The 25497-nt window shown below is 66.6% G+C and carries 28 protein-coding genes and 1 pseudogene; 13 read left to right on the plus strand and 16 right to left on the minus strand.

Annotated elements, in window-relative coordinates; genetic code table 11:
• Positions 1-42: 42 nt before the first annotated feature.
• Entirely contained in the window at positions 43-798 is a 756-nt protein-coding gene (locus ACFOMH_RS13710) for a DUF599 domain-containing protein (RefSeq protein ID WP_374421918.1), read from the plus strand.
• Here the strand turns inward: ACFOMH_RS13710 and ACFOMH_RS13715 are convergent.
• The 10 genes from ACFOMH_RS13715 to ACFOMH_RS13760 form a co-directional block, all read right to left on the minus strand.
• Positions 706-1902: an MFS transporter gene (locus ACFOMH_RS13715; RefSeq protein WP_374421917.1), complete on the minus strand. Its 1197-nt coding sequence runs from the start codon at positions 1900-1902 to the stop codon at positions 706-708. The genes ACFOMH_RS13710 and ACFOMH_RS13715 overlap by 93 nt on opposite strands.
• A gap of 114 nt (positions 1903-2016) precedes the next feature.
• Positions 2017-2799, minus strand: a complete 783-nt coding sequence (locus ACFOMH_RS13720; protein ID WP_377745108.1) for a crotonase/enoyl-CoA hydratase family protein — start codon at positions 2797-2799, stop codon at positions 2017-2019.
• A gap of 14 nt (positions 2800-2813) precedes the next feature.
• Positions 2814-3434 (minus strand): hypothetical protein, encoded by a 621-nt coding sequence (locus ACFOMH_RS13725; RefSeq protein WP_377745109.1) that lies wholly within the window; start codon positions 3432-3434, stop codon positions 2814-2816.
• Positions 3431-4285: a hydroxymethylglutaryl-CoA lyase gene (locus ACFOMH_RS13730; RefSeq protein ID WP_377745111.1), complete on the minus strand. Its 855-nt coding sequence runs from the start codon at positions 4283-4285 to the stop codon at positions 3431-3433. The genes ACFOMH_RS13725 and ACFOMH_RS13730 overlap by 4 nt, the downstream gene beginning before the upstream one ends.
• Positions 4272-4940, minus strand: a complete 669-nt coding sequence (locus tag ACFOMH_RS13735) for a glutathione S-transferase family protein (protein ID WP_377745112.1) — start codon at positions 4938-4940, stop codon at positions 4272-4274. Before ACFOMH_RS13735 ends, ACFOMH_RS13730 begins: the two co-directional genes overlap by 14 nt.
• Positions 4941-5046: 106 nt before the next feature.
• The gene (locus ACFOMH_RS13740; RefSeq protein WP_377745114.1) at positions 5047-5253 is read right to left on the minus strand and encodes a TOBE domain-containing protein; all 207 of its coding nucleotides are present in this window, start codon (positions 5251-5253) and stop codon (positions 5047-5049) included.
• Between the two features lie 67 nt (positions 5254-5320).
• Positions 5321-7264: an ATP-binding protein gene (locus tag ACFOMH_RS13745; RefSeq protein WP_377745115.1), complete on the minus strand. Its 1944-nt coding sequence runs from the start codon at positions 7262-7264 to the stop codon at positions 5321-5323.
• A 172-nt stretch (positions 7265-7436) separates the two neighbouring features.
• Positions 7437-7874: a hypothetical protein gene (locus tag ACFOMH_RS13750; protein WP_377745117.1), complete on the minus strand. Its 438-nt coding sequence runs from the start codon at positions 7872-7874 to the stop codon at positions 7437-7439.
• Entirely contained in the window at positions 7871-8284 is a 414-nt protein-coding gene (locus ACFOMH_RS13755; RefSeq protein WP_377745119.1) for an ASCH domain-containing protein, read from the minus strand. Before ACFOMH_RS13755 ends, ACFOMH_RS13750 begins: the two co-directional genes overlap by 4 nt.
• An 8-nt stretch (positions 8285-8292) precedes the next feature.
• Positions 8293-9897 (minus strand): carboxyl transferase domain-containing protein, encoded by a 1605-nt coding sequence (locus tag ACFOMH_RS13760; protein WP_377745121.1) that lies wholly within the window; start codon positions 9895-9897, stop codon positions 8293-8295.
• Positions 9898-10061: 164 nt separating this feature from the next.
• Between ACFOMH_RS13760 and ACFOMH_RS13765 the strand changes: the two genes are divergently transcribed.
• A complete protein-coding gene (locus ACFOMH_RS13765) occupies positions 10062-10685 on the plus strand; it encodes an OmpW/AlkL family protein (RefSeq protein WP_374421904.1) in 624 nt (207 codons plus the stop codon).
• A gap of 215 nt (positions 10686-10900) precedes the next feature.
• Here the strand turns inward: ACFOMH_RS13765 and ACFOMH_RS13770 are convergent, their stop codons facing one another.
• Both ACFOMH_RS13770 and ACFOMH_RS13775 read right to left on the minus strand, forming a co-directional pair.
• On the minus strand, positions 10901-11821 hold the full coding sequence (locus tag ACFOMH_RS13770) for a hypothetical protein (protein ID WP_377745124.1): 921 nt from the start codon (positions 11819-11821) through the stop codon (positions 10901-10903).
• A complete protein-coding gene (locus ACFOMH_RS13775) occupies positions 11821-12981 on the minus strand; it encodes an isovaleryl-CoA dehydrogenase (RefSeq protein WP_377745270.1) in 1161 nt (386 codons plus the stop codon). The genes ACFOMH_RS13770 and ACFOMH_RS13775 overlap by 1 nt, the downstream gene beginning before the upstream one ends.
• 214 nt (positions 12982-13195) lie before the next feature.
• Between ACFOMH_RS13775 and ACFOMH_RS13780 the strand changes: the two genes are divergently transcribed.
• Positions 13196-13759 (plus strand): histidine phosphatase family protein, encoded by a 564-nt coding sequence (locus ACFOMH_RS13780; RefSeq protein ID WP_377745126.1) that lies wholly within the window; start codon positions 13196-13198, stop codon positions 13757-13759.
• Positions 13756-14691 carry an adenosylcobinamide-phosphate synthase CbiB gene (gene cbiB / locus ACFOMH_RS13785; protein ID WP_377745128.1) on the plus strand — a complete coding sequence of 312 codons (936 nt, stop codon included), beginning with the start codon at positions 13756-13758 and terminating at the stop codon, positions 14689-14691. The genes ACFOMH_RS13780 and cbiB overlap by 4 nt, the downstream gene beginning before the upstream one ends.
• On the opposite strand, the gene hemC is transcribed toward cbiB, so the two are convergent.
• Positions 14688-15629, minus strand: coding sequence for a hydroxymethylbilane synthase (gene hemC / locus ACFOMH_RS13790; RefSeq protein WP_377745130.1), 942 nt, complete (start codon positions 15627-15629; stop codon positions 14688-14690). The genes cbiB and hemC overlap by 4 nt on opposite strands.
• Before the next feature lie 75 nt (positions 15630-15704).
• Here hemC and hemE point away from each other — a divergent pair, with 75 nt between their 5' ends.
• Both hemE and ACFOMH_RS13800 read left to right on the plus strand, forming a co-directional pair.
• The gene (gene hemE / locus ACFOMH_RS13795) at positions 15705-16733 is read left to right on the plus strand and encodes a uroporphyrinogen decarboxylase (protein ID WP_377745132.1); all 1029 of its coding nucleotides are present in this window, start codon (positions 15705-15707) and stop codon (positions 16731-16733) included.
• Between the two features lie 12 nt (positions 16734-16745).
• Positions 16746-17663 (plus strand): EamA family transporter, encoded by a 918-nt coding sequence (locus ACFOMH_RS13800; protein WP_377745134.1) that lies wholly within the window; start codon positions 16746-16748, stop codon positions 17661-17663.
• Here ACFOMH_RS13800 and ACFOMH_RS13805 read toward each other — a convergent pair.
• Positions 17650-18243 carry a LysE family translocator gene (locus ACFOMH_RS13805; protein ID WP_377745136.1) on the minus strand — a complete coding sequence of 198 codons (594 nt, stop codon included), beginning with the start codon at positions 18241-18243 and terminating at the stop codon, positions 17650-17652. The genes ACFOMH_RS13800 and ACFOMH_RS13805 overlap by 14 nt on opposite strands.
• Before the next feature lie 67 nt (positions 18244-18310).
• Here ACFOMH_RS13805 and ACFOMH_RS13810 point away from each other — a divergent pair, with 67 nt between their 5' ends.
• Entirely contained in the window at positions 18311-18787 is a 477-nt protein-coding gene (locus tag ACFOMH_RS13810) for an Lrp/AsnC family transcriptional regulator (protein ID WP_377745137.1), read from the plus strand.
• A gap of 85 nt (positions 18788-18872) precedes the next feature.
• Entirely contained in the window at positions 18873-20414 is a 1542-nt protein-coding gene (locus ACFOMH_RS13815) for an ATP-dependent DNA helicase (RefSeq protein ID WP_377745138.1), read from the plus strand.
• A gap of 45 nt (positions 20415-20459) precedes the next feature.
• On the opposite strand, the gene ACFOMH_RS13820 is transcribed toward ACFOMH_RS13815, so the two are convergent.
• Both ACFOMH_RS13820 and ACFOMH_RS13825 read right to left on the minus strand, forming a co-directional pair.
• On the minus strand, positions 20460-21284 hold the full coding sequence (locus tag ACFOMH_RS13820) for an EcsC family protein (RefSeq protein WP_377745140.1): 825 nt from the start codon (positions 21282-21284) through the stop codon (positions 20460-20462).
• A 279-nt stretch (positions 21285-21563) separates the two neighbouring features.
• Positions 21564-22040, minus strand: a pseudogene (locus tag ACFOMH_RS13825) (GNAT family N-acetyltransferase); the annotation flags it as partial.
• 317 nt (positions 22041-22357) lie between these two features.
• Here ACFOMH_RS13825 and ACFOMH_RS13830 point away from each other — a divergent pair.
• The 5 genes from ACFOMH_RS13830 (at position 22358) to ACFOMH_RS13850 (ending at position 25383) form a co-directional block, all read left to right on the plus strand.
• Positions 22358-22660 (plus strand): hypothetical protein, encoded by a 303-nt coding sequence (locus tag ACFOMH_RS13830; RefSeq protein ID WP_374421887.1) that lies wholly within the window; start codon positions 22358-22360, stop codon positions 22658-22660.
• 72 nt (positions 22661-22732) lie between these two features.
• Positions 22733-23329, plus strand: a complete 597-nt coding sequence (locus ACFOMH_RS13835; RefSeq protein WP_377745142.1) for a flavin reductase family protein — start codon at positions 22733-22735, stop codon at positions 23327-23329.
• The gene (locus ACFOMH_RS13840; RefSeq protein WP_377745144.1) at positions 23326-23940 is read left to right on the plus strand and encodes an adenine phosphoribosyltransferase; all 615 of its coding nucleotides are present in this window, start codon (positions 23326-23328) and stop codon (positions 23938-23940) included. The genes ACFOMH_RS13835 and ACFOMH_RS13840 overlap by 4 nt, the downstream gene beginning before the upstream one ends.
• 54 nt (positions 23941-23994) lie before the next feature.
• Entirely contained in the window at positions 23995-24948 is a 954-nt protein-coding gene (gene ispH, locus ACFOMH_RS13845; RefSeq protein ID WP_374421882.1) for a 4-hydroxy-3-methylbut-2-enyl diphosphate reductase, read from the plus strand.
• Between the two features lie 105 nt (positions 24949-25053).
• Positions 25054-25383, plus strand: a complete 330-nt coding sequence (locus tag ACFOMH_RS13850) for a DUF1330 domain-containing protein (RefSeq protein ID WP_374421881.1) — start codon at positions 25054-25056, stop codon at positions 25381-25383.
• Positions 25384-25497: the final 114 nt, after the last annotated feature.

Consider the following 25497-nt stretch of genomic DNA (forward strand, 5'->3'; position numbering starts at 1 on the left):
ATGGGCTGACAACTGCCCCGATGGGCCGCTAGAACGGGGGACATGGACATAAGCGCATCCCTTTCCGGCCCCTTCACCCTTGCCGATCTGCTGTCGGTGGGCTGGCTTTTCGTGGCCTGGCTGGCAATTGGCTGGATTACCGAGCATCCGCCCAGGAACCACCCCTCGGTCTCCGAGGTGATGAAGGCCTATCGGCGGGAATGGATGCGACATTTTGTCACCCGCGATCCGCGCATTTTCGACGCCAATATCCTGACCTCGCTGCGCGAGGGCACGGCCTTTTTCGCCTCGGCCTGCATGATCGCCATCGGCGGCGGACTCGCGCTGATCGGCAATACCGATCAGCTGGCGGGCGTCGCGCGCCAGTTCGATCTGGAACATGTCCCGGCGCTGAAATGGGAAATCAAGATCGTGCTGGTGCTGTTCTTCGTGGCCAATGCGCTCTTGCGGTTTATCTGGTCGCACCGGCTCTTCGGCTATTGCGCGATCCTGATGGCCTCGGTCCCGAACGACCCGAACGATCCGCGCGCCATTCCCTCGGCGATGCAGGCGGCCGAAATCAACATCACCGCCGCGCGCAGCTTCAATTCCGGGCTGCGCTGCGTCTATTTCGCGCTGGCGGCGGTGGGTTGGCTCGCCGGGCCGGCCGTGCTGTTCGTGACCACGGGATATGTGATCTTCATCACCTTGCGGCGCGAATTCGCCTCACATTCCCGCCGGGCAATCATGCAGCACGTTCCCACCGATGCGGGCCTGATACCAGGCGATGGCCAAAGCCAGAATCCCCGCCACGGATAGCGCCACCGCCACCATCCCCGAGGATTGCCATCCCCAGCCGGCGGCAAGCGCCAGCCCCGCCAGCCACGGCCCCAGCGCATTGGCGGCGTTGAAGGCGGCGTGATTCATCGCCGCCGCCATGGATTGCGCGCGCCCCGCCACATCCATCAGCCGCGTCTGCAAGGGCACCACCATGCCCGAACCAAGTCCCAAAAGGAACGACGACACCACCATCATCACCCAATCGCCCACCGCCCATGAGGCAAAGGCCTGGGTCACCGCCATGAAGATCATAAGCCGGAAGCTCGCCCCCCAGGTGCCATAGCGAATGGTCAGCTTTGCCGCCATGATCCCGCCCAGCGTCCCGCCGATACCGAATGCCGAAAGCATCACCGGCACCGCCCAGCCCGGCGCCTGCGTCGTCGCCAGCATCGCCGCCGAAAGATAGGAATAGACCGCGAAAAGTCCGCCAAAACCGATCGCGCCGACCAGAAGGATCAGGATGACGGAGGGATTTCCCAGCGCCTTCAGCTCGTCCAGCGGGCGGGCGGATTTATCCACCCCCACGCGCGGCGCAAGCTTGAGGATCAGCCAGCCCGCGATCAGCGCCAGAACCCCCGGCAGCGCGAAACCCCAGCGCCAGCCAAGCCCCTGCCCCAGAATCCCCGCCAGCGGCACCCCGGCGATATTGGCGATGGTCAGGCCCAAAAGCACCTGCGTCACCCCCTTGGCCCGGCTCTCGCGCGGCAGGGCGTCGGCGGCAAACAGCATCGCCACGCCCAGAAAACCGCCATGCGGCAACCCGGCCAGAAAACGCATCCCGACCAGCGTCGCATAGCCCGGCAGCACGGCAGCCAACAGGTTGACCACCCCGTAAAGCGCGATCAGCGCGGCAAGATAGCGCCGGCGCGGCAGCTTGGCCCCCAGTATCGAGGTGATCGGCGCGCCCACCACCACCCCCAGCGCATAGGCGCTGACGACATGGCCGGCCTGCGGCTCGGAAATCCCCAGATCCGAGGCATACCACGGCAACAGCCCCATGGCCGCGAATTCCGAGGTACCGATGGCAAAGGCGCCAAGGCCCAGAGCAAGAATCGCAAGTTTCATATTGGGCTGCGGCGACATGGCGCACCTTTCGGGACAGTCTGACGGGGGATCATGTTTGCGATAACAGGATCCCCGCGCCGCGTCATCCGCCCCTGAGGGCAGATCCGCCATGCACTGCGCGCAAATGTCGCACTAAACCTGCCAGCGGGGCTTGCGCTTGTCGAAAAAGGCGCCGATCCCTTCGGCCGCCTCATTGCCTTCCCAGACCGAGACCAGCGCATCGATGCTGGCCTCGATCTCGGCCGGGCCGATGGCCGGGCCAAGCCGGCGGGCAAGCGCCTTCGCCGCCGCCACCGCGCCCGGCGCACAGGCCAGATAGGGCGCGACCTCGGCCTCGACGGCGGCGTCCAGCGCATCCGCCGCCGCGATCCCCGCAATCAGGTTCAGCCGCGCTGCCTCATCCGCGCCGAAAAGCCGCGCCGACATAAAGACGCGCCGCGCCTTGTCCTCGCCCATGCGGGCCAGCACATAGGGGCCGATGGTGGCCGGGATCAGGCCCAGTTTCGTCTCGGTCAGGCCAAACCGCGCCTCGGGCACCGAAATCGCCACGTCACAGACCGAAATCATGCCGACCCCGCCGCCGAAGGCATTGCCCTGAACCCGCCCGATCAGCGGCTTGGGCAGGCAGTTCAGCGCGTTCAGCATCATCGCCAGATCGCGCGCCCCAGCGCGACGGGTTTCGGCATCGGCGCGCATCTGATCCTGCATCCAGCCCAGATCGCCGCCGGCGCAAAAGCTCTTGCCCTCGGCCGCAAGCACCACCACGCGCACCGCCGGATCGGCGCCAAGGCTTGCCGCCGCGCGCGTCAGTTCGGCGATCATCTGCGCCGAAAGCGCATTGTGCTTGGCCTCGCGCGCAAGCCACAGATGGGCGACGCCGCGCGGATCGGTCTCGATGCGGATGGTTTCGAACATGGATGTAGTTCCCGTCATTGGATGTCAAAAACCCAGAAGGGGCGCAGCGCGCAGCGCCCGCCCGAGGGCGTCTCGACGATGAAATCGGATGCCTGCACGCGGTAGCTGCCGGGTGAAAGCGGGTCCGGGCCCAGACCGATCGCCTCGCGCAGGTCCTGCGCCACGGGACGCGAGGCGCCGATTTCAGCGGCCGAAAAATTCAGCTGACGCGGGGTATTGCGGCGGTCGGTGGCGGTGACGCGACCCTGCACCTGCCAGCCGGCATCAACGCGCCGTTCGGTGCGCCAATTGCGGAAATCCTCGGGCACGGTTACGCGATAGGTGCTGTTCGCCCCGGCCAGATAGGGGGTGATTTCCCACCAAAGCCATTGCGGGCCGCCGTCGCGCGCGACCTGTCGCGGCACCAGCAATTGCACGGAATAGCCGTCGCAATTGCGATAACCCACGCGGCGCAACCCGGGCCGCGCGGCCCGAAACTGCGCGTCCGATACGCTTTGCGCGGCGCCATAGCCGTCCAGCCGGTTGCCCGGTGCCGTCACCGGCGCAGAGGCCGGCACGGACGGCGGCACCGGGGCACAGCCCGTCAGCGCCAGCACCGAGGCCAGCGCCGCCACGGTAGCCGTCCCGCCCCTCATGCCGGCCCCCGCATCGCGCGCGCCATTGCCGCCGCCTCGTCGATCACCGCCATATTCAGGCCGGTCGCATAGCCCTGCGCGGTCAGATGCCGCGCCACCGCCTCGGTCGCGACATTGCCTTTGGCGCCCGGCGCATAGGGACAGCCGCCAAGCCCCCCCACGGCGGCGTCAAAGACCCGCAAGCCGCGCGCAAGGCTCGCGTCGATATTCTGCAAGGCGCGGCCGGCGGTGTCGTGGTAATGCCCGGCCAGCTTTTCGGCCGGCATTTCGTTCAGCACGGCGGCCAGCATGGCGTCGATGGTTTCGGGGCGGCCCTGCCCGATCGTGTCGCCAAGGCTGATTTCATAGCAGCCCATATCGCGCAGCGCGGCGGCCACGCGGGCGACATTGGCGGGCGGCGTCGGCCCGTCATAGGGGCAATCCGTCACCACGCTGACATAGCCCCGGACCGCGATGCCATCGGCCCGCGCAGCCTTTGCCACGGGCGCGAAACGCTCGAGACTTTCGGCGATGGTGGCGTTCAGATTGGCCTTGGAAAACCCTTCCGAGGCCGAGGCGAAGATCGCCACCTCATCCGCGCGGGCGGCGCGCGCGCCCTCATACCCCTTCATGTTCGGGGTCAGCACCGCATAGCTGATGCCGGGGGCGCGGGTGATGCCGGCCATGACCTCGGCCGCGTCGGCCATCTGCGGCACCCATTTGGGGGAAACAAAGCTCGTGACCTCGATCCGTCGGAAACCGGCGCGGGACAACAGATCGACCAGCGCGATCTTTTCCGCCGCCGGGATCAGCCGCTTTTCGTTCTGAAGCCCGTCGCGCGGGCCCATCTCAAATATTTCAGCCTGTTGCATCGGGAACCTCGTAGAAATCGCGATCATAGATCACCGCCTCGCCGGGGCCGGGCAAGGCGGCCTGAAAGCCCGGGCGCAGCGCGCAGCGGTCGCGATAGGCGGCGAGCAGCGGCCGATCCTCGAAACGAAGAAAGCGGGCGGCGGCCCAGACGCCCCAGCCGACCTGGCAATCGACGCCCGAGAAATCGCCCAAGAGCCAGTCGCGGCCATCCGCCAGCCCCTGTTCGATCAGGCGCAGCGCCCGTGACAGCCGCGCGGCCTCAAGCTTCATCACCGTGGGCGAACGCTGCCAATCCTCGCGCAGGACGATGTGATGCTGGCTGAGATTGGCGATATGCTGGCCCAGCGTTTCGGCAAAATGCAGCCAGTTCAGCCACGCGGCACGCGCGGGCGTGCCGGGCGCGCGGGTCAGATGCGGCCCACGGGTTTCACACAGCCATTCGGTGATGGCGCCGGATTCGCGCAAGATGACGGCGCCATCCTGCAAGGCGGGCACCCGGCCCACAGGCGTGATCGCGCCATAGCGCGGCCCGCGCATCGAGCCATCGAAGAAATCCAGAATCTCGACATGAAAATCGACGCCGATCTCATGCAAGAGCCACAAGCTGCGCATCGAGCGCGACTGCGGCACATGCCAAAGGGTCAGATCGGCCATGCTCATCCTCCTGTCCGGCCGGTCGCGGCATGTCCGGCCCGTCCATGACCCCGCCGCACGTCATGGCGCGGCGGGAATGCTTCGGGCTTGCGCCCCGTTTGGCCGATCAGTCGCGGCCGACCATCACATCGCTGGCCTTGATGACGGCATAGGCCTGTTCGCCGACCTTCAGCCCAAGTTCGTCAACGGCCGAAATGGTGATCGACGAGCTGACGACCGCGCCGCCGATATCGATCCGCACGATGGCGTTGACGGCACCCTTGGTCACTTCGACCACGGTACCCTTGAGGACGTTGCGTGCGCTGAGTTTCATGTCGTTCTTCCTTGCAGTTGCTTTGCCGTTTGGCGGCAATCGTTTGCGCGCGTCTCGCGCCGGCAGCCTAGGCTACGGCCTCCGCTTCTTCCAGCCGGATCAGGGGGGCGCCGGCCTCGACCTGATCGCCGGCACGGGCCAGAACCTCGGCCACGCGCCCGTCGCGGGCGGCCGTCAGGGTGTGTTCCATCTTCATCGCCTCAAGGATGGCCAGCCGGTCGCCGGCCGCGACATCCTGTCCCGGCGCGACAAAGACCGCCTTGACCAGACCCGGCATCGGCGACAGCGTCAACCCGCCCCCCAGCTCATCGCCGCCCCGCGCCAGCGGGTCCAGCGGCACCAGCGTCAGCGAGCGGCCGCCGAACACGCTGGTCCCCGCTGCATGATTGACAATCCGCGAGGGGCGCGGGCTGCCATCGACCCACCAGCGCCCACCCTCATAGCCGATTTCATGGGTCCTGCCGTCCAGCGTGACACGCGCGACGCCGGGGCCCAGAACCTCGAGCACCGCCGCACCAGTTTCGCCATTCTCGTCCCATGCGATGGTGCGGCGCAGAGGCTGCCACAACGTGATGCCGCCCCGGATCATCGGATCGTCCAGCCCCGCCAGCCCCAGCACCGCCAGCGCCTTGGCGCGCGGGTCGGGTTCGGAGGCCTTGACCAGCGCCTCAAGATCGCGGGCGATCAGGCCGGTATCGACCTCGCCCCGGCCAAAACCTTCGTGGCGCGCCAGCGCGATCAGGAAATCGACATTGGTGACCGAGCCTGCGACCTCGGTATCGGCCAGCGCGGTTTCCAGCGCGCGCAGGGCGATGGCCCGGGTGGCACCATGCGTCACGATTTTGGCGATCATCGGATCGTACCAGGGGCTGATCGTGTCGCCGGGACGCACGCCGGTCTCGATCCTTGCGTGATCGGGGAATTTCAGATGCGCAAGCCGGCCGGTGGCGGGCAGAAAGCCCGCGGGCACATCCTCGGCATAAAGGCGTGCCTCGAAGGCGTGGCCATGGATATGCAGATCCTCCTGCCGGGCGGGCAGCGGCTCGCCACTGGCGACGCGCAGCTGCCATTCGACCAGATCGATACCGGTGATGAGTTCGGTCACCGGGTGTTCGACCTGAAGCCGGGTGTTCATCTCCATGAACCAGAAGCCATCGGGGCGCAGCCCGTCCGAACCGTCGACGATGAACTCGATCGTGCCCGCGCCGGAATAGCCGATCGCCTCGGCGGCGCGGGTGGCGGCGCGGCCCATGGCGGCGCGCATCTCGGGGGTCATGCCGGGGGCCGGGGCTTCCTCGATCACCTTCTGGTGGCGGCGCTGCAAGGAACAGTCGCGTTCGAAAAGATGCACGGCGCGGGTGCCGTCGCCAAAGACCTGCACCTCGATATGGCGGGGCTGCTGGATGTATTTCTCGATCAGCACGGCGGGATTGCCGAAGGCGGTCGCGGCCTCACCCTGCGCCGATTGCAGGGCGGCGGCAAAATCGGCGGGGTTCTCGACCAGACGCATGCCCTTGCCGCCGCCGCCGGCCACGGCCTTGATCAGCACCGGATAGCCGATCTGATCCGCCTGCCGGGCGAGGTGACCGGGATCCTGATTGTCGCCATGATAGCCCGGAACCACGGGCACGCCCGCCTTTTCCATCAGCGCCTTGGCGGCATCCTTGAGACCCATCTTGCGGATCGCGCTGGCCGAGGGGCCGATAAAGACCAGCCCCGCCGCCGTCACCGCATCGACGAAATCGGGATTCTCGCTGAGAAAGCCATAACCCGGATGGATGGCCTGCGCGCCGGTTTCAAGTGCGGCCGCGATGATCGCATCGCCGCGCAGATAGCTGTCGCGCGGTGCCGGGCCGCCGATATGGACGGCCTCATCGGCCATGGCGACATGGCGCGCGCCGCGATCGGCGTCAGAATAGACCGCGACCGTGCGCAGGCCCAGCTTGCGGGCGGTATCGATGACGCGACAGGCGATCTCGCCGCGATTGGCGATCAGGATTTTCTGAAACATGGCGGTCCCTTTCGCTGGCGGCAGGCGGGGGCTTCGCGCCCCCGGACCCCCGCGGGATATTTGGACATGGAAGATTTCATACAAGCCCCCCGGCCGGAGGCCTCGGGACGCCAAAGCTCATGGGCATCCGATACCGCGGCGCGGCCCGGGGTGACGGCTGTCCCGGGGCCGATCATGGCGCGGCCTCGGATTTCGGCATGGCCAGACGGCCGAACCGGTGGCGATAGATCAGATTGGGGCGTGCGCCATCAGCCCAATACATGACCAGCGGCAAGGTCAGCGGAAACCCCAGGATCAGGCTGATCCAGACCGGCATATCTGCCCAGGGATGGCGTCCGATCAGCATAGGGATGGCAAAGACATTGTTGATGGCCAGCCCCATCAAGAGGACACCCCCCAAGAGGCTGAAAAAGCCCGACCCAAAGGCAAACAGCTCATAGGCCACAAGCAACGCCGCCCCCATCTGGAGCGCGCTCCAGACCACGATGAACCAGATCGCCCCCAAATGCTGCGCGACCGGGTGGCTGAGCGCAAATCCGGCGCCGGTATAGACCCATTCGGATTCGATGATGTCCTGGCGATCCCTGCGCCGCGCGGTCGGGCTGTTCATGCCAGAACCTCAATCAGACGGAACCGTTCGCAGACCAGTAGCATCTCGGCATCATAGCCGCCATTCCGGGTGAAATAGGCAATATGGCCCCGCTTCCACTCCTCGAAATCGCCTTCGCCCTCGGCCAGCGCGAAATCCTCGGGCACATCGCGAAAGCGCTGGATCGTCACCTCGACGGTCTCGATCAGCAGCGCGGGCTTCCCGTCCCAGTCCAGCGCCAGATCGCGCCGCCCGACCTCTGGCATCGCCTCGCCCGCCTCGAAGTCGCGCAGCGCGCCACAGCTTGCCGTCTTGGCGCCCGACCGGACCAGATCCAGCAGCCGGTCGCATAATTCGCGCGAATCCCCGAATTTGAAGCCGACCTGCTCCATCTTCCATGCCGAAATATCCCCGCCGGAGGCACCTGACATCGCCAACCTCACATCCGGAACACGCCAAAGCGCGTCGGCTCAATCGGGGCGTTCAGACTGGCGCGCAGGGACAGGGCCAGCACTTCGCGGGTCTTGCGCGGGTCGATGATGCCGTCATCCCAAAGCCGGGCCGAGGCATAAAGCGGGTGGCTCTGACGTTCGAACATCTCGATGGTGGGGCGCTTGAACTCGGCCTCGTCCTCGGCCGACCATGTGCCGCCCGCGCGTTCGATCCCGTCGCGGCGCACGGTGGCCAGCACGCCCGCCGCCTGTTCGCCCCCCATGACCGAGATGCGGGAATTCGGCCATGTCCAGAGGAAGCGCGGGCCATAGGCGCGCCCCGACATGCCGTAATTGCCGGCGCCGAAACTGCCGCCGACCAGCATGGTGATCTTGGGGACATTGGTGGTCGCCACCGCCGTCACCATCTTGGCGCCGTGCCGGGCGATGCCTTCGTTTTCGTATTTGCGCCCGACCATGAAGCCGGTGACGTTCTGCAAAAACACCAGCGGGATATCCCGCTGTGAGCAAAGCTCGATGAAATGCGCGCCCTTTTGCGCCGCCTCGGAAAAAATCACGCCGTTATTGGCGACAATGCCGACCGGGCAGCCCTCGACATGGGCGAAACCGGTGACCAGCGTCTCGCCGAAGCGGGCCTTGAACTCGTCAAAGCGCGAGCCGTCGACCACGCGGGCGATGACCTCGCGGATGTCATAGGGGGTGCGCAGGTCGGCGGGCACGACGCCAAGGATCTCTTCGGGGTCAAGGGCCGGGGCCTCGGGCGCCTGCCAGACCACGGTCTGGGGCAGCCGGCGGTTCAGCCCGGCGACCGAGCGGCGGGCCAGGGCCAGGGCATGGGCGCCATCCTCGGCCAGGTAATCGGCCACGCCCGACAGGCGCGTATGCACATCGCCCCCGCCCAGATCCTCGGCGCTGACCACCTCGCCGGTGGCCGCCTTGACCAGCGGCGGCCCGGCCAGAAAGATCGTGCCCTGCCCCCGCACGATGATCGAGACATCCGACATCGCCGGCACATAGGCCCCGCCGGCGGTCGAGGACCCCATGACCACCGCGATCTGCGCGATCCCCTTTGCCGACATGCGCGCCTGATTATAGAAGATGCGGCCGAAATGGTCGCGGTCGGGAAAGACCTCGTCCTGATTGGGCAGGTTCGCACCGCCGCTATCGACCAGATAGATACAGGGCAGATGGCATTGCTCGGCGATTTCCTGGGCGCGCAGGTGCTTTTTCACCGTCATCGGGTAATAGGTGCCGCCCTTGACCGTCGCGTCATTGGCCACGACCATCACATCCTGTCCGTGAATGCGTCCGATCCCCGCGATCACGCCCGCCCCCGGCGCCGCGTCGTCATACATGCCATGCGCCGCCGTGGCCCCGATCTCGAGAAAGGGCGAGCCGGGATCGAGCAGGTTCGCCACCCGCTCGCGCGGCGGCATCTTGCCGCGCGAGACATGCCGTTCCATCGCCTTGGCCCCGCCCCCGGCGGCGGCCGCCAAAGCCGCCGCGCGCGCGGTATCCAGAAGGGCAAGGTGGGCGGCGCGATTGGCGCGAAACGCCTCGGATGAGGGCAGCGCGGCAGAGGTCAGTTTCATTCCTTGTCCTTTCGGTCGGTCACGCTCGACGACGGCTCCGGACGCCACGGCATGCGCCCGTTTGTCGCAGACCGGGGCGGGGTGTTGACAGGTTGATGCAGATCAAAGTCGCGGGCGGGGAAAAAGCGTCTGGTCCGGCCGAATTCCAAGCGATGAGGATCATTATGAAACATCACCTGCTGGCCGTCGCGGCGCTGACCGCCCTGGGTCTGGGCGCGGGCGCCCCCGCATTCGCCCAATCGCAGGGGGATTGGACCCTGGGTCTGGGCATCGCCAATGTGAACCCGAAATCGGACAATGGCGATCTGGCCGGGGGCACGGTCCCGACCGATATCGGCGACAGCACGCGCCCGTCGATCACCTTCGAATATTTCATCCGCGACAATCTGGGCATCGAGGTTCTGGCCGCCCTGCCCTTTAGCCACACGATCAAGTCCGACGGGGCCGAGATCGGCAAGGTCAAGCAATTGCCGCCGGTGGTTTCGCTGCAATACCACTTTGACGCCACGCCGCAATTCAAGCCCTTTGTCGGCATCGGCATCAACTTTACCGGGTTTTACGACGCCGATGCGCGCGGCGCGCTGGCCGGCAGCGATCTGCGGGTGAAAAACAGCTGGGGGCTGGCGGCGCATGTCGGCGGCGATTACTGGATTTCGGACCGTGCCGCGATCCGCGCCGATCTGCGCTGGATCGACATCGATGCCGATGTCGAGTTGAACGGCGCAAAGATCGGCAAGGTCGAGGTCGATCCGGTCGTCGCGGGCATCAGCTATGTGATGAAGTTCTAGAACAGGCGCCTCCGGGGACTGCCGCCCCGGAACGCGTCTTGCCGGCCAGCCACCACAGCCGGAACGGGGGCGCCCCTGCGGGCGCCCTTTCCGCGCGAGCGCCGGCTGAAACGCCGGTATAGCCGTTCGGCGATCCCACGTTTCATAGCGACCAGAAAAATCTTCCTGATCCGCGATCTTGGCAAAGTGCAAGACAGGCCCAAAGGAAAGCAAACTCATTGCCGTTCCCCCCGTGCCCGAGTTGGTAGATACTTAAAACGATTTACGATACCAAAATCCAGAATCTCTTTAGGGATCTGAAACGAAATACGGCAGCTTTCCTTTCGCTGCAATTTCATTTCTAAATATGCAACGCGTGAAGCCTTGATTGCCCGCATCAGAATGGCTGAAACCTGCAAGACACCGATCTCCTGCCGCACATCAAAACTCTCGGCATGATGATAGTGCTCATAGATGCTGCGACCATCTACATTTCTTTCCTTCCACTCATCGACCCAAATCGTAGGCTTTGCATCGAAAAGCTGCTGCCACACGCCGTCAATTTCAACCTGAACCCCCAGCACTTCGTCCGCACGTCCTGATTGGCAGCGTCCATGCTTGATCGCGTTTACGAATGTTCTGTCGGAAAGAAATGATGCCTCGTTCCTGATGAACTGCGGCAAGCTTGGACAGCAAGCACGCGCTTTCCAGTCGCCTGCCTTGACCGCAATCCAGGTCGAAAAGTCCACATCCCGACCGCAAATACGGCTGAATTCACTAGGGACATCACCACTTGCAATGGTTGAATAGTACCTATTGATATCGCTGTATTTTAATGTCTGAGAAAAGCGCGCATAGGGAAGCTGTTTCTGCGCCGACAGCAGCATCAAAAACAGCTGTTCGGAGGACAAATATCGCAAAAGCCGGATTGTCTGTCGGCGCGAATCTTTTGGATCGTCCCCAAAATGCTCTGACGGCGTGCAGTCTCTGTTAGGCACGACAACCTTTAGCGGGCCAGCCTCACCCGCTTCCAGCAATGAGAGAGTAGATTTTAGCCACGCTTCCGTATCAAGGTTTTGATAGGTCTGAAGTTCGACGGACATAAGGTCATCGGGCCAATTAGCATAGAGATGAAACTGTGACCCGATCGATTGCATCAGGCCAGATCCATCAGCTGGCGACCGATCAGCATGCGGCGGATTTCCGACGTGCCGGCGCCGATTTCCATCAGCTTTGCGTCGCGGAACAGGCGGCTGACGACGCTGTCGTTCAGAAATCCCGCGCCGCCAAGCGCCTGCACCGCCTGATGCGCCTGCACCATGGCCTGTTCGCTGGCATAAAGAACCGCGCCCGCCGCGTCCTGGCGGGTGACCTTGCCGGCATCGCAGGCCTTGGCCACCTCATAGATATAGGCCCGCGCGGTGTTCAGCGCGACATACATGTCGGCGATCTTGCCCTGCATCAGCTGGAAATTCCCGATCGGCTGGCCGAACTGCTTGCGGTCGCGCACATAGGGCATGACCTCGTCCAGACAGGCGGCCATGATGCCGGTACCGATCCCCGACAGGACCAGCCGTTCGTAATCCAGCCCCGACATCAGCACGCGCACGCCCTTGCCCTCGGCGCCCAGCACGTTCTCGAACGGCACCTCGCAATTTTCAAAGATCAGCTCGCCGGTGTTCGAGCCGCGCATCCCCAGCTTGTCGAAATGCGGGCTGGTCGAGAATCCGGCCATGCCGCGTTCGACGATGAATGCGGTGATGCCCTTGCTGCCGGCCTCGGGGTCGGTCTTGGCATAGACGACCAGCGTATCGGCATCGGGGGCGTTGGTGATCCAGTATTTGTTGCCGTTCAGGACATAGCGGTCATTGCGCTTTTCCGCGCGCAGCTTCATGCCGACCACGTCGGACCCCGCGCTCTCTTCGGACATGGCCAGCGCGCCGACGGCGGTGCCGGCGCAAAGACCGGGCAGGTATTTCGCCTTTTGCTCGGGCGAGCCGTTCAGCTTGATCTGGTTCACGCAGAGGTTCGAATGCGCGCCGTAAGACAGGCTGATCGAGGCGCTGGCGCGGGCGATTTCCTCGACCGCGATGGTATGGGCCAGATAGCCCATGCCGCTGCCGCCGAATTCCTCGGGGACGGTGATCCCCAAAAGCCCCATCCCGCCCAATTCGGGCCAAAGCTCGTTGGGGAATGCGTTCTCGCGGTCGGTCTGCGTGGCCAGCGGCTTGACGCGGTCCTGCGCCCAGCGATGCACCATGTCGCGCAGCGCGTTCACATCCTCGCCCAGATCGAATTCCATGCCCGCGGTAAACATCGCCACGCTCCTCCGGTTTATTGAACACGTGTTCATTTAATTCGCTTATGCCGCATGACCCGGCCCAGCGTCAAGCCCGCCTGACGGCGCAAGCGCCCCTTGCACCCATCCTGACCACCCGGGCCGAGTCGGACAAGCGCCGCCTTCCAGGCGCCGCTTTCGTTGACAAGGCGTCGCGCCCGGGCCATCCATGCCCGTCCCATCCGGAAAGCCGATGCGCCAGCCCGACCCCGCCCCCGATCTCGTCCCCCGCCTTCTGATCCTGCGCCACGCGCCGCTGGCCCGGCCGGGATTGGCCGGGCGTCGCGATGTCGATGCCAATTGCGGCGACCGCGCGGCGCTGGACTGGGCGGCGGGCGCTTTGCGGGGCGCCGGGACGGTCTGGGCAAGCCCGGCGCGGCGCTGCCGTCAGACCTGCGCGGCGCTGGGGCTGACACCCGAATATCACCCCGCCCTGTGGGAACAGGATTTCGGCGCGTGGGAGGAACCGGGCGCCAGCATTCCCGATCTTGGCCCCTTGCCCCCCGACGCGCTGGCCGCGCATCGCCCGCCGGGCGGCGAAAGCTTTTCCGACATGTGCGGCCGCGTCCAGCCGCGTCTGGATCAGGCGCGGGGGACCGTCGCCATCGTCGCCCATGCCGGCACCGCCCGCGCCGCGCTGGCCATGGTCGTCGGCCCCGCCGCGCTATCATTTTCCATCGCCCCCCTGTCGCTGACCATTCTGGCCCGCCATGCCGGCGGCTGGGCCATCGAGACCGTCAACCGGGTCGCGCCATGATCCCCCTTCATGACACGCTGACCGTGGCGCTGGTGGCGCTGGTGCTGGATCCGCTGATCGGCTGGCCCGAGGCCGTCTATCGCCGCATCTCGCATCCGGTGGTCTGGCTGGGGCGGCTGATCGCGGCGCTGGACCGGCGCTGGAACCGGGGAACGGGCCGCATTCTGCGCGGGACGCTTGCGGCGCTGGTGGTGATCGTGGCGGCGGTGATCCCGGCGATCCTGTTGACAGGGGCGCTGGCGCCGCTGCCATTCGGTCCGGTCCTGCTGGGCGTTCTTGCATGGCCGCTGGTGGCCAGCCGCTCGCTTCACGATCACGTCGCGGCGGTGGCCCGCCCGCTGGCCATGTGCGACATGCCCGCGGCGCGCGCGGCGGTGGCGATGATCGTCGGCCGCGACCTTGACGACCGGCCCGAACCCATCGCCCGCGCCGCGCTGGAAAGTCTGGCCGAAAACAGCTCGGACGGGGTGGTGGCGCCGATCCTGTGGGCGGCCATCGCCGGCCTGCCGGGCATCGCCGCCTATAAGGCGATCAACACGCTGGATTCGATGATCGGCCATATGAGCCCGCGTCACGCCCTGTTCGGGCGCTTTGCGGCCAGGCTGGACGATCTGGTGAACCTGCCGGCCTCGCGTCTGACGGGGCTGCTGTTTGTCGCGACGGCGGGGTCGGCGCGCGCCTGGCGCATGATGCGCCGCGATGCCGGGCGCCACCGTTCGCCCAATGCCGGCTGGCCCGAGGCCGCGATGGCCGGCGCGCTGGGGGTGCGGCTCTCGGGTCCGCGCAGCTATGGCGGGGTGGAAACGCCCGAGCCATGGCTGAACGAGGGCGCCCGCGACCCGGATGCGGCGGATCTCATGCGCGGGCTGCGGCTTTACCGCCGGGCGATGATGCTGTTGGGGCTGGGATTGATGGCGGCCTTGGCGCTTTAGCCCCAGTCGAAGAAATCCGCCGGCGCGCGGGTGCGCAATTCATTGGCCAGATCGGTGCCCATGGCCGCGCCGTCAGCGGCCGGCCCGATCCGTTCGCCCGCGATCACCTCGCTGCCATCCGGGCGCAGGATCTCGCCCCGCAGATGCAGCCGGTCGCCATTCAGCACCGCAAGCCCGGCGATGGGCGTCTGGCAGGAGCCGTCCAGCCGGCGCAGAAAGGCGCGCTCGGCGGTCACGCGCAGCCCGCTGTCGCGATTGGCGATCGCCGCCAGCATCGCGCCGATGCGCGCATCATCCGCGCGCCGTTCGACCCCGATACAGCCCTGCGCCACGGCGGGCAGCATCTCATCGGCGTCGACCGCGCCGCGCGCGACATGCAGCATGCCCAGCCGCGACAGGCCGGCCATGGCCAGAAAGGTCGCGACCGCAACGCCGTCACCGAGCTTTTTCAGACGCGTCTGCACGTTTCCGCGAAACTCGACCAGTTCCAGATCGGGCCGTCGCGCGGCCAGCTGCGCCCGCCGGCGCAGGCTTGAGGAACCGACCACAGCCCCTTGGGGAAGCTCGGAAATACTGGCGAAATGCGGGCTGACGAATGCGTCGCGCACATCTTCGCGCGGCAGGTAACAGTCGATCACCAACCCCTCGGGCTGAATGGTCGGCATGTCCTTCATGGAATGGACGGCGATGTCGATCTCGCCCGCGCTCAGCGCATCCTCGATCTCGCGGGTGAACAGGCCCTTGCCGCCGATCTCTTTCAGCGGGCGGTCCAGCACGCGGTCGCCGGTGGTCTTGATCACGACGATCTCGAAGGCATCGGCCGAAAGGCCATGCGCCGCCATCAGCCGGTCGCGGGTTTCATGCGCCTGCGCCAGCGCAAGCGCCGAGCCGCGCGTGCCGATGCGAAGGGGGTTCTGGGGGTCGGGCATCTGGGTCATGGCACGGGCTTAGCGTCCGCCCCCGGACTTGACAACGGGAAGATGCGCGCCATGAAGGGCGCCAAGAGGTGAGATATGTCGCAAAAACCGATCCTGCGCGCCCTTTCGGGCGAGCGCCTGCCCGTTCCCCCCGTGTGGATGATGCGTCAGGCGGGCCGTTACCTGCCCGAATACCGCGCCACCCGCGCCCAGGCCGGCGACTTTTTGTCGCTGTGCTATAACCCCGACCTCGCGGCCGAGGTGACGCTGCAACCGATCCGCCGCTATGGCTTTGACGCGGCGATTCTCTTTGCCGATATCCTGCTTGTGCCGCAGGCGCTGGGGGCGGATCTGTGGTTCGCGACCGGCGAGGGGCCGCGGCTTTCGACCATCACCGATGCCGCCGGGGTCGCGGCGCTGAAACCCGTCGATGCGATCCACGACACTCTGAACCCCGTCTACGAAACCGTCCGCATCCTTGCCCGCGAGCTTCCGCCCGAGGTGACGCTGATCGGTTTCGCAGGCGCCCCCTGGACGGTCGCGACCTATATGATCGCCGGGCGCGGCACCCCCGATCAGGGTCCGGCCCATGCGATGAAGGCCGCCGACCGCGTGGCCTTTACCCAGCTGATCGAGCGCATCACCGATGCGACCATCGAATATCTCTCGGCCCAGATCGAGGCCGGGGCCGAGGTGGTCAAGCTGTTCGACAGCTGGGCCGGCTCGCTGAAAGGGGCCGATTTCGACGATTTCGCACTGGCCCCCGCGCGCCGCATCATCGCCGCGATCAAGGCCCGCCATCCCGGCATCCCGGTCATCGCCTTCCCGCGCGAGGCCGGCCCCCGCTATGCCGGTTTCGCCCGCGCGTCCGGTGCCGATTGCGTGGCCCTGGACAATTCCGTCAGTGCCGACTGGGCCGCCGCCGAGGTGCAAAAGGACGGCTGCGTTCAGGGCAATCTCGATCCCCGCCTGCTGGTCACCGGCGGCGCGGCGCTCGAGACCGAAACCCGCCGCATCGTGCAAGCCTTCTCGAAGGGGCCGCATATCTTCAACCTCGGGCATGGCATCACCCCCGAGGCCGATCCCGAAAACGTCACCCGGATGCTGGCCGCCATTCGCGGCTAAGGGGCGCGGCCGGTGGGCTGGATCCTTGCGACCCTAATCGCCGCCGCCGCCCAGACCGGGCGCAATGCCGCGCAGCGCCGGCTGACGGCGGAACTGGGCACGATGGGGGCGACGGCGGTGCGCTTTCTGTTCGGCCTGCCCTTTGCGCTGCTGTTCCTTCTGGTGCTGTTCTGGGTCCCGCCATCGCCCCTGCCCGACGGGCCGGCCCCCGGCGCCGCAAGCTTGCCGATGCCGGACGGGGTCGTGCTTGCCTGGACGATGCTGGGCGCGGTGGCGCAGATCTCGGCCACGGCGCTGATGCTGGTGACGATGAAGACGCGCGGTTTTGGCGTCACCACCGCGCTCATCAAGACCGAGCCGGTGACGCTGGCGCTGATCGGCGCGGTGGTGCTGGCCGAACCGCTTGGCCTCGCGCGCATGGCCGCCATCGCCGTCGCGACGCTGGGCGTGGTCATCACGTCCGGCGTGGACTGGCGGCGCGGCGGCTGGAAAGCGGCGGCGCTGGGAATTGCGGCGGGCGCGCTGTTCGGGCTTTCGGCCATCGGCTTTCGCGGCGCCATCCTTGCCCTGCCCTTCGGCCACAGCATCACCCGCGCGGCGACCATCCTTGCCCTCGGCCTTGCCCTGCAAAGCGTGCTGATGCTGGCATGGCTGGCGCTTGCCGACCGGGCCGCACTTGCCGGCATCGCCCGGCACTGGCGCGGCTCGCTCGGCGCGGGGGCGCTGGGGGCGCTCGCCTCGCTGTTCTGGTTTATCGGTTTCGCGCTGACGGCGGCGGCCAATGTCCGCACGCTGGCGCTGGTCGAGGTGGTGATGGCGCAGCTCGTCTCGGGCCGCATCTTCCGCGAAGGCGCAAGCCCGCGCCAGCTGGCGGGCATGGGCCTGATCGTGCTGGGCGTTGCCGCGCTGATCGCGCTCAGTGTCCGATGACCACCGGCGCCATCGACACGACCAACAACACCGCCATCGTCCGGTTGAACCAGATCAGCCGCGCCGGCTGCTCAAGCACGCCGCGCAGACCCTGCCCCATCGCCGCCCAGATCGCGACCGAGGGCAGGTTCACCAGCGTAAAGATCAGGGCCACCACCAACGCCCCGCCCGCCCCCGCGGAATAGGCCGAAAGCGCGCCCAGCCCCATCATCCACGCCTTGGGATTGACCCATTGAAACGCGCAAGCCGCCAGAAAGCTCATCGGCCGCGCCGTCACATCCCCCTTGCGGATCGGTCCCGACGCATGGGCGATCTTCCACGCGAGCCACAGCATATAGGCCATGCTGATCCATTTCATCGCCTCGGCCAGCCGGGGTGATCCGGCGATCAGCCGGTCCACCCCCAGCCCCAGCAGCGCCACCATGGCCCCGAACCCCAGCGCGACCCCCAGCATATGCGGCAGCGTCCGGCGCAGGCCGAAATTCGCCCCCGAAGCCATCAGCATGACATTGTTCGGCCCCGGCGTGACCGAGGTGACAAAGGCAAAGGCGATCAGCGCGAACAGAATCTGGTGTGACATTGCGTGTTTCCCGATTAACGGCACAATGATATTGTGACTTTAACGCAATTTCCGACCCGTTTTGCCAATGCTAACGCCATTAGAACAACCAGATGCCGAAATTGATGCGATATCCGCCCGGATCTTGCGCATCCTTGCAAAGAACGGCCGCATCCCGAATCAACAGCTCGCGGCCGAGGTCGGCCTTTCGCCCTCGGCCTGCCTGCGCCGGGTGCAGGATCTGGAACGGCGCGGCGCGATTCAGGGGTACCGCGCCGTCATCGCGCCCGCCGCCCGCGCCGCCGGCTTCACCGCCTATGTCACCATCGGCCTTTCGCGCCACACCAACGACGCACAGCGCGCCTTTGAACGCGCCTGCCTTGCCGCGCCGCAGGTCCGCGAATGCCACAATATCACCGGCACCGTCGAATACCTTCTGCGGGTCGAGGTCCGCGATCTCGAAGCATATCGCCGCTTTCATATCGAGGTGCTGGGCGCCTTTCCCCAGATCGCGACCATCACCACCCATGTCGTCATGGGCTCACCCAAGGACGACCGCGCCTGATTTCTTCTTCACTCAAATATCCATGCGACCGCGCCGCCGGGCCTTGGGGCTTCCCCCTTTGCGCGGGCCGGGCTAACAGGGGCGAATGACCCTTCCCACCCTTTCCCCCGATCAGGCCGAGGCCTGGGATGCGCTGGCCGAGGTCCTCGGAACCGCCGGCATCGATCTCGTCTCCGAGGAAATCGCCCCGCCCCAGCCCGGCAAGGGCCGGGTTATGGCGGTGATCGGCAAGGCCGGCTCGGGCAAGACGCTGCTGCTGGCGGAACTGACCAAGGCGCTGAAAGCCACGGGCGTCGACATCATCTCGGGCGATTACGAGGGCAAGCCGCGCAAGGACCGCCGCACGGTCGCGATCCTTGCCCCGACGAACAAGGCGGCCTTCGTCCTGCGCATGCGCGGCGTGCCGGCGACCACGATCCACCGCATTCTGTATACCCCGGTCTATGACCCGGAATATGAACGCATCGCCGACTGGCTGACCGGCATGGGCGACCGTCCCGATCCCGACAAGCTGATGGAGGGGCTGACCGATGCGGCCCTTGACCGCGCCAAGGCGTTCTATGACCTGCATGCCTCGATCCCCGGCGCGCTGGCGGCGGCGGGGCTGCGCGGCTCGGATTTCATCCGGGGCTGGAAACGCCGCGAGGACGGGCTGGATATCGGTCTGATCGACGAGGCCTCGATGCTTGACGAACGCCAGTTCGAGGACCTGCGCGAAATCTTTCCAGTGCTGATCCTGTTTGGCGATCCCGCGCAGCTGGCCCCGGTGGGCCAGTCGGGCGAGATGGTCTTTGACCGGCTGGCGGCGCCGCAGCGGCTGATCCTGAACCGCATCCACCGCCAACAGGATGACAGCCCGATCCTTGACCTGGCGCACGCGCTGGCCGACCCGGCGCTGGAGTTCGATGCGTTCGAGCGCATGATCCGCGATGCCGCGAGCCGCGACCCCCGCGTCATCTGGGCCGAGCGGGTCGAATCCGATCTGATGGCGGAAAGCCCGGTGCTCGTGTGGCGCAACGTGACCCGCATCAAGCTGATCCAGGCCTTTCGCTCGGCCTATGGGGCGCCGGGCGATGCGCTGCTGCCGGGCGAGCCCCTGATCTGCGACGGGCTCGAGCTGCCGCTCAAGCACCGCAAGAAACGCATCGACCTTGAGGCGCGGGGTCTCATCAAGGGGGCGCAGGTGGTCTATCTGGGACCGGGGCGCAAGCCCGGCTTTTCGCGCCTGCATGTCGTCGGCGCCGAGGATCCGCGCATCTCGGCCGCAAGCATCGTCAAGATCGAGATGCCCGATGTCGAGGAACCCTTTATCCCCTATGCCGCGCGCATGGGCGCAACTTTCCTGCATGGCGCGGCGGTGACCATCCACAAGGCCCAGGGCTCGCAATGGCCCGATGTCCAGGTCTTTGCCCCCGACATTTCCGCCGCCGCGTGGTCGGGTCGGTCCGAGGCCGGGATCGCATTGTGGAAACGCCTTGCCTATGTCGCCATCACCCGGGCACAGGAACGCCTGCACTGGGTGGTGAAATCGCGCCTTGCCCGGCCCAGCGCACCTTTGGGTATCGACCATCTGGATGCCCCCACAGCCCCCCTGCAACTTGCCGCCGAGGCCGAGACCGGAGCGTGAACGCCGGGTGGCCGCCTGGCACGGGCCGCGCGGGGGGATCCGCGATCAGGACCCCGCCTGCCCCCGGTTCAGCGCCTTGCGGCCCGGCCGCAGCTGGTTCATGCGCAGCTCCAGCGCCTCGATCAGCGCCTCGCGCGGGATGCCGGTTTCCTCGGACAGCCGCATCAGCCCGAAATGCACCCGTGCCAGTTCCTGATAATAGCGGGTGAAATTATAGTTGATCGTGGCCCCCGCGACCGCGCCCAGAACCGGCACCGTCTGCGCCGCGAGTTTCTGCGCCATCGAGGCCGAAAGCCGGGGCGCCACGCGCCCGATCAGCGCCTGCACCGTGTGCCCGGTGATCGTCATCCGCGCCGTCAAAAGCCCAAGATCGGTGCCGTCATCCTCAGAGAGCGGCCCGGACGAGGCAAAGATCTGCAAGGCCGCGCGCCGCGCCGCATCGGAATTCGGATCGAACCCGTGTTCGGATGCGATATCCATGATCGCGCGCAACAAAAGCGTGATCGTCACCGGCAGTTCCAGCATGGCGCCGCCCAGCCCGGCAATGCCGCCCACCGCGCCCGAGGTGGTGGACAAAAGCCGGTTGAACATGTCGCCCCGGTCGCGCAGCACCCCGCGCGAACGCGCCGCCGCGTCAAAGGCACGGTCCAGCGCGGCATAGGTCAGCCGGTCCAGCCGCCCGCGCACCGATTGCGGCAGCTTTTCGACCAGCCCCTCGGCCTTGCCGCCGACGGCGTTCAGCACCTCCATGGCGATGCCGCCCGCGGCCAGATAGCGCCGCGCCAGCCGGTCGATCTCGGCATGGACGGTGGGGTCGGTGATCGGAGGCAGGATCGACTGCCGCGGGGATATCTGGGTTTGCTCTGTCATCACCTGAAAACAGCTGGGGACGGTTCGGGCACGGGACAAGCCCCGCGCGAAAAGGAAAACCCCGAAAGCCGGCGCCAGTTCCCGAAATCCGTCGGCAATCCGCAAGTCGGGTTCCGGCGATCAGCCGGCCGATCCGATCCGGGCCCGGTGCCCGGCCGGGGCGGCATCGCCGTTCCCCGTCCCGTTTCCGGTCTGGTTCCCGGCCCCCGTGCCGTCTTCGTCCCCCGTGGCGGGCGCCCTGCCATCCCCGGCCCGCGCCGCGTCCCCCGCCCCGGCGATCCGTTCGACCAGACCGTGAACGCCCTGCCATGCGCCGGGCCGCAATTCGAGCCCGAGCACCCGGTCGGGGTTGGTGGGCGGCGGCATCTCGACCCCTTCAAGCCGGGAAAAACCGAACCGCTCGTAATAGGGCAGATCCCCGACCAGCATCACCCGTTCCCAGCCCAGCGCCAGCGCGCGTTCCAGACTTTCGCGCATCAACAGCGCGCCCAGCCCCTCGCCCTGGGTGGTCGGATGCACCGCGATCGGACCCAGCAGTAATACCGGCCAGGCCCCGATCCGCACCGGCCAATAGCGGATCGCCCCCACCGGCACCCGGTATTCGTTGCGCAGCATCAGACATAGCGGCAACACCGGCGCCACCCCATCGCGCAGCCGGTACGAGGACAGCGCCGTCCGCCCCGGGGCAAAACACAGATCCAGCAGCGCCTCGACCTCGGGCGTGTCGGCAGGGGTTTCGGGGCAAAGTTCGTACATCCGGGCTCCGGTTTGCGGGACGGGCATGGAACGGGCGGGATTCGGCGCCAACCGGCGCGCGGGGTTCCGGGTAACATGCATGCGTGCGCACGAAAACCGTTTGCAAGGCCCGCAGCGGACAAATTCTTGCGCGCCGGAGCCGGGCAGGATCTGGCATGGCGGGCCGGGCGGGCAGCACAGGACGGGCGGCACAGAACGGATAGCGCAGAACGGGCAGGTCAGGGCCGGGATGCCGGCTTGACCTGTCCTGCGGCGGCGTTCAGATTTGGCCTTCGCGCCCCGCCCATTTTCGCCGGGCCAATCCATGGAACCCCGCCATGCCGGCCGAACTGCAATTGCTGATCATCGAGGCCACGATCCTGTTGATCGCCTATCTGGGCATCTATCCGAGCATGCGCGATCTGACGATGCGGCGGATGCTGATCGTCGATCTTGTGCTCACCGCGCTGGCGCTGGCGGTGGGGGCGGCGCTGTTTGCGGGGCGCGGCATCGGGTTTTCGCTTGTCTTCGTCGAAACCAATTGGGCGGTCTTTCTGTTGCTCAGCATGGCGGCGATGGAAATTCCGTTGTTTCTCTGGTTTTGTGGGCGCCATGGGATCGACTTCGACGACCCCGACTGACACATACCGAAAGCGGCCTCACCCCGCCGCGTTCCCAGTACCGCGTTTCCAGCACGAAGGAGCCAGCCCGCCATGTTCTATCGCCCCCAGGACGGCCACGGACTGCCCCATAACCCGCTGAACGCCATCGTGGCGCCGCGACCCATCGGCTGGGTCTCGACCCGGGGGCGCCGGGGCGACAATCTTGCGCCCTATTCGTTCTTCAACCTGACCGCCTATGTGCCGCCGCAGGTCATGTTCGCCTCGACCTCGGCCAAGGAGGACCGGCGCGGCACCAAGGACAGCGTCGCCCAGATCGCCGAAAGCCGGGTGTTTTGCGTCAATATCGCCGATGGCGCGATGCGCGATCAGGTAAATGCCAGTTCCGCCGCATTGCCCGCCGGCAAAAGCGAGTTCGAGGCCGCCGGCATCGAATCCGCGCCGTGCGAAACCATCGACTGCCTGCGCGTGGCCCATGCCGCCGCATCGCTGGAATGCCGCGCGACCCGCATCCTGCGTCTGGCGGGCGAGGCGAATTACATGGTCCTGGGCGTCGTCACCGGCATCCATCTGCGCGAGGATTGCGTCATCGACGGGCGTTTCGATCTGCGCGCGACCGGCTGGCTGTCGCGGCTGGGCTACAAGGATTACGCCACCACCACCGAAACCTTCGAGATGGAGCGCCCATGACATCGCCCAAGCCCCCGATCAACGCCCCGGCCGCCCATCAAGCCGATACCCGGATCGCCGGTGACAGGCCGCTGCGCGATACGCGCAGCCTGCGCGACTATATCCGCACCATCGTGGATTTCCCCAAAGAGGGCATCCTGTTTCGCGACGTGACCACGCTTTTCGCCGATGCGCGCGGCTTTCGCATGGCGGTGGACCAGCTTCTGACGCCCTATGCGGGTCTTGCCATCGACAAGGTGGTCGGGCTTGAGGCGCGCGGCTTCATCCTGGGCGGTGCGGTCGCGCATCAGCTCTCGGTGGGCTTTGTGCCGATCCGCAAAAAGGGCAAGCTGCCCGGTTCCGTCATCAGCGAGGCCTATGCCCTGGAATATGGCGAGGCGGTGATGGAGATCCATGACGATGCCCTGAAATCCGGCGAGCGGGTGCTGATCGTGGACGACCTGCTGGCCACCGGGGGCACGGCGGCGGCGGGGATCCGGCTGTGCGAAAGGCTGGGCGCCGGTGTCGTCGGCTGTGCCTTTGTCATCGACCTTCCCGATCTGGGCGGGCGCGCCCTGCTCGAGGGGATGGGCTATGACGTCCATGCCCTGACCGCGTTCGAGGGCGACTGACCGGGAAATGACTGACGGCTTGCGGCCCGCCCGCGCCGGCACTAGGTGAGAGCCATGGACCAGAAACAGCCTTTGACCCTTTACCTTGCGGCGCCGCGCGGCTTTTGCGCCGGCGTCGACCGCGCCATCAAGATCGTCGAGCTGGCGTTGCAGAAATGGGGCGCGCCCGTTTATGTCCGCCACGAGATCGTGCACAACAAATTCGTCGTCGACAGCCTGCGCGACAAGGGCGCGGTCTTTGTCGAGGAACTGGACGATGTGCCCTCGGACCGGCCGGTGATCTTTTCCGCCCATGGCGTGCCCAAGGCCGTGCCCGCCGAGGCCCGCCGCCGTGAGATGGTCTTTGTCGACGCCACCTGCCCCCTGGTCAGCAAGGTCCATGTCGAGGCCGAGCGCCACCATGCCGAGGGCTTGCAGATGGTGATGATCGGCCATGCCGGTCACCCCGAGGTTCTGGGCACCATGGGGCAATTGCCCGAGGGCGAGGTGCTTTTGGTCGAGACGATCGAGGATGTCGCCGGCATCACGCCGCGCGATCCGGCGCGGCTGGCCTTTATCACCCAGACGACGCTTTCGGTCGATGACACGGCCGCCATCGTCGCCGCCCTTCAGGCGCGGTTTCCCGCCATCGTCGGACCGGCCAAGGAAGATATCTGCTATGCCACGACCAACCGCCAGGCCTCGGTCAAGGCGATTGCGGGGCGCATCGACGCGCTTTTCGTGATCGGGGCGCCCAACAGTTCCAATTCCCGCCGGCTGGTCGAGGTCGGGCGCGCCGCCGGCTGCGCCTATAGCCAGCTCGTCATGCGCGCCGATCAGATCGACTGGCGCGCCATCGAGGGCGCCCGCGCGGTCGGCGTCACCGCCGGCGCCAGCGCCCCCGAGGTGCTGGTCGACGAGGTGGTCGCGGCCTTTGGCCAACGCTATGACCTGACCGTCGAACTGGTCGAGACGGCACGCGAGAACATCGAATTCAAGGTGCCCCGGGTGCTGCGCGAACCGGCCTGATCGTCCCGCCATAGGTCGCATTGCCCCGCGGCGTTCCCGCATCATATCCTCTCCCGGCTGGCGGCGATTCCTGTCGCAGCCGCCACGCACTGGATGGAGGAACGAATGACCGTCTTTGTGATCGCCGAGGTTAAGGTTACCGATGGCGCATGGATCCCCGATTACGCCGCCCGCGTCCACGATATCGCCGCGAAATACAACGGCCGCTATCTGTCGCGCAGCGGCAATATCGAGACGCTTGAGGGCACGCCCACCGACGTCACGTTGATCGCGCTGATTCAGTTTCCCAGCCGCGAGGACGCGCTGGCCTTTGCCGGCAGCGCCGAATACGCGCCCTTTGCCGCCGCGCGCAAGACCGGCGCGGTCAGCCATTTCCGCCTGATCGACGATACCGATCTGGCCGGATCCATCCCCTATCTGGGAAAACCCGGCTAGGCGGGTTTTCGACCTCGGGGACGCTGGTCGCCCGCAATCTTGCCGCCTATAGTGCCGCCTTGCGGCCCCCGGGGCCAAAGCCCGGGCGCGACGGGCATGTCAACAGGATGGAGA

Origin of the sequence: Paracoccus mangrovi, assembly GCF_042648425.1 — a bacterium.
Classification (GTDB): Bacteria; Pseudomonadota; Alphaproteobacteria; order Rhodobacterales; family Rhodobacteraceae; genus Paracoccus; species Paracoccus mangrovi.

Excerpts from the sequence above, each read along its gene's own strand:
- hemE (WP_377745132.1), top strand. The coding sequence starts at position 15,705 with ATGTCGCAAAAACCGATCCTGCGCGCCCTTTCGGGCGAGCGCCTGCCC.
- ACFOMH_RS13840 (WP_377745144.1), top strand. The coding sequence starts at position 23,326 with ATGACATCGCCCAAGCCCCCGATCAACGCCCCGGCCGCCCATCAAGCC.
- ispH (WP_374421882.1), top strand. The coding sequence starts at position 23,995 with ATGGACCAGAAACAGCCTTTGACCCTTTACCTTGCGGCGCCGCGCGGC.
- ACFOMH_RS13765 (WP_374421904.1), top strand. The coding sequence starts at position 10,062 with ATGAAACATCACCTGCTGGCCGTCGCGGCGCTGACCGCCCTGGGTCTG.
- ACFOMH_RS13720 (WP_377745108.1), bottom strand. The coding sequence starts at position 2,799 with ATGTTCGAAACCATCCGCATCGAGACCGATCCGCGCGGCGTCGCCCAT.
- ACFOMH_RS13715 (WP_374421917.1), bottom strand. The coding sequence starts at position 1,902 with ATGTCGCCGCAGCCCAATATGAAACTTGCGATTCTTGCTCTGGGCCTT.
- ACFOMH_RS13725 (WP_377745109.1), bottom strand. The coding sequence starts at position 3,434 with ATGAGGGGCGGGACGGCTACCGTGGCGGCGCTGGCCTCGGTGCTGGCG.
- cbiB (WP_377745128.1), top strand. The coding sequence starts at position 13,756 with ATGATCCCCCTTCATGACACGCTGACCGTGGCGCTGGTGGCGCTGGTG.
- ACFOMH_RS13710 (WP_374421918.1), top strand. The coding sequence starts at position 43 with ATGGACATAAGCGCATCCCTTTCCGGCCCCTTCACCCTTGCCGATCTG.
- ACFOMH_RS13760 (WP_377745121.1), bottom strand. The coding sequence starts at position 9,897 with ATGAAACTGACCTCTGCCGCGCTGCCCTCATCCGAGGCGTTTCGCGCC.
- ACFOMH_RS13735 (WP_377745112.1), bottom strand. The coding sequence starts at position 4,940 with ATGGCCGATCTGACCCTTTGGCATGTGCCGCAGTCGCGCTCGATGCGC.
- ACFOMH_RS13770 (WP_377745124.1), bottom strand. The coding sequence starts at position 11,821 with ATGCAATCGATCGGGTCACAGTTTCATCTCTATGCTAATTGGCCCGAT.
- ACFOMH_RS13830 (WP_374421887.1), top strand. The coding sequence starts at position 22,358 with ATGCCGGCCGAACTGCAATTGCTGATCATCGAGGCCACGATCCTGTTG.
- ACFOMH_RS13745 (WP_377745115.1), bottom strand. The coding sequence starts at position 7,264 with ATGTTTCAGAAAATCCTGATCGCCAATCGCGGCGAGATCGCCTGTCGC.
- ACFOMH_RS13810 (WP_377745137.1), top strand. The coding sequence starts at position 18,311 with ATGCTAACGCCATTAGAACAACCAGATGCCGAAATTGATGCGATATCC.
- ACFOMH_RS13835 (WP_377745142.1), top strand. The coding sequence starts at position 22,733 with ATGTTCTATCGCCCCCAGGACGGCCACGGACTGCCCCATAACCCGCTG.
- ACFOMH_RS13775 (WP_377745270.1), bottom strand. The coding sequence starts at position 12,981 with ATGTTTACCGCGGGCATGGAATTCGATCTGGGCGAGGATGTGAACGCG.
- ACFOMH_RS13815 (WP_377745138.1), top strand. The coding sequence starts at position 18,873 with ATGACCCTTCCCACCCTTTCCCCCGATCAGGCCGAGGCCTGGGATGCG.
- ACFOMH_RS13780 (WP_377745126.1), top strand. The coding sequence starts at position 13,196 with ATGCGCCAGCCCGACCCCGCCCCCGATCTCGTCCCCCGCCTTCTGATC.
- ACFOMH_RS13820 (WP_377745140.1), bottom strand. The coding sequence starts at position 21,284 with ATGACAGAGCAAACCCAGATATCCCCGCGGCAGTCGATCCTGCCTCCG.
- ACFOMH_RS13750 (WP_377745117.1), bottom strand. The coding sequence starts at position 7,874 with ATGAACAGCCCGACCGCGCGGCGCAGGGATCGCCAGGACATCATCGAA.
- ACFOMH_RS13805 (WP_377745136.1), bottom strand. The coding sequence starts at position 18,243 with ATGTCACACCAGATTCTGTTCGCGCTGATCGCCTTTGCCTTTGTCACC.
- ACFOMH_RS13740 (WP_377745114.1), bottom strand. The coding sequence starts at position 5,253 with ATGAAACTCAGCGCACGCAACGTCCTCAAGGGTACCGTGGTCGAAGTG.
- ACFOMH_RS13850 (WP_374421881.1), top strand. The coding sequence starts at position 25,054 with ATGACCGTCTTTGTGATCGCCGAGGTTAAGGTTACCGATGGCGCATGG.
- ACFOMH_RS13730 (WP_377745111.1), bottom strand. The coding sequence starts at position 4,285 with ATGCAACAGGCTGAAATATTTGAGATGGGCCCGCGCGACGGGCTTCAG.
- ACFOMH_RS13755 (WP_377745119.1), bottom strand. The coding sequence starts at position 8,284 with ATGTCAGGTGCCTCCGGCGGGGATATTTCGGCATGGAAGATGGAGCAG.
- hemC (WP_377745130.1), bottom strand. The coding sequence starts at position 15,629 with ATGACCCAGATGCCCGACCCCCAGAACCCCCTTCGCATCGGCACGCGC.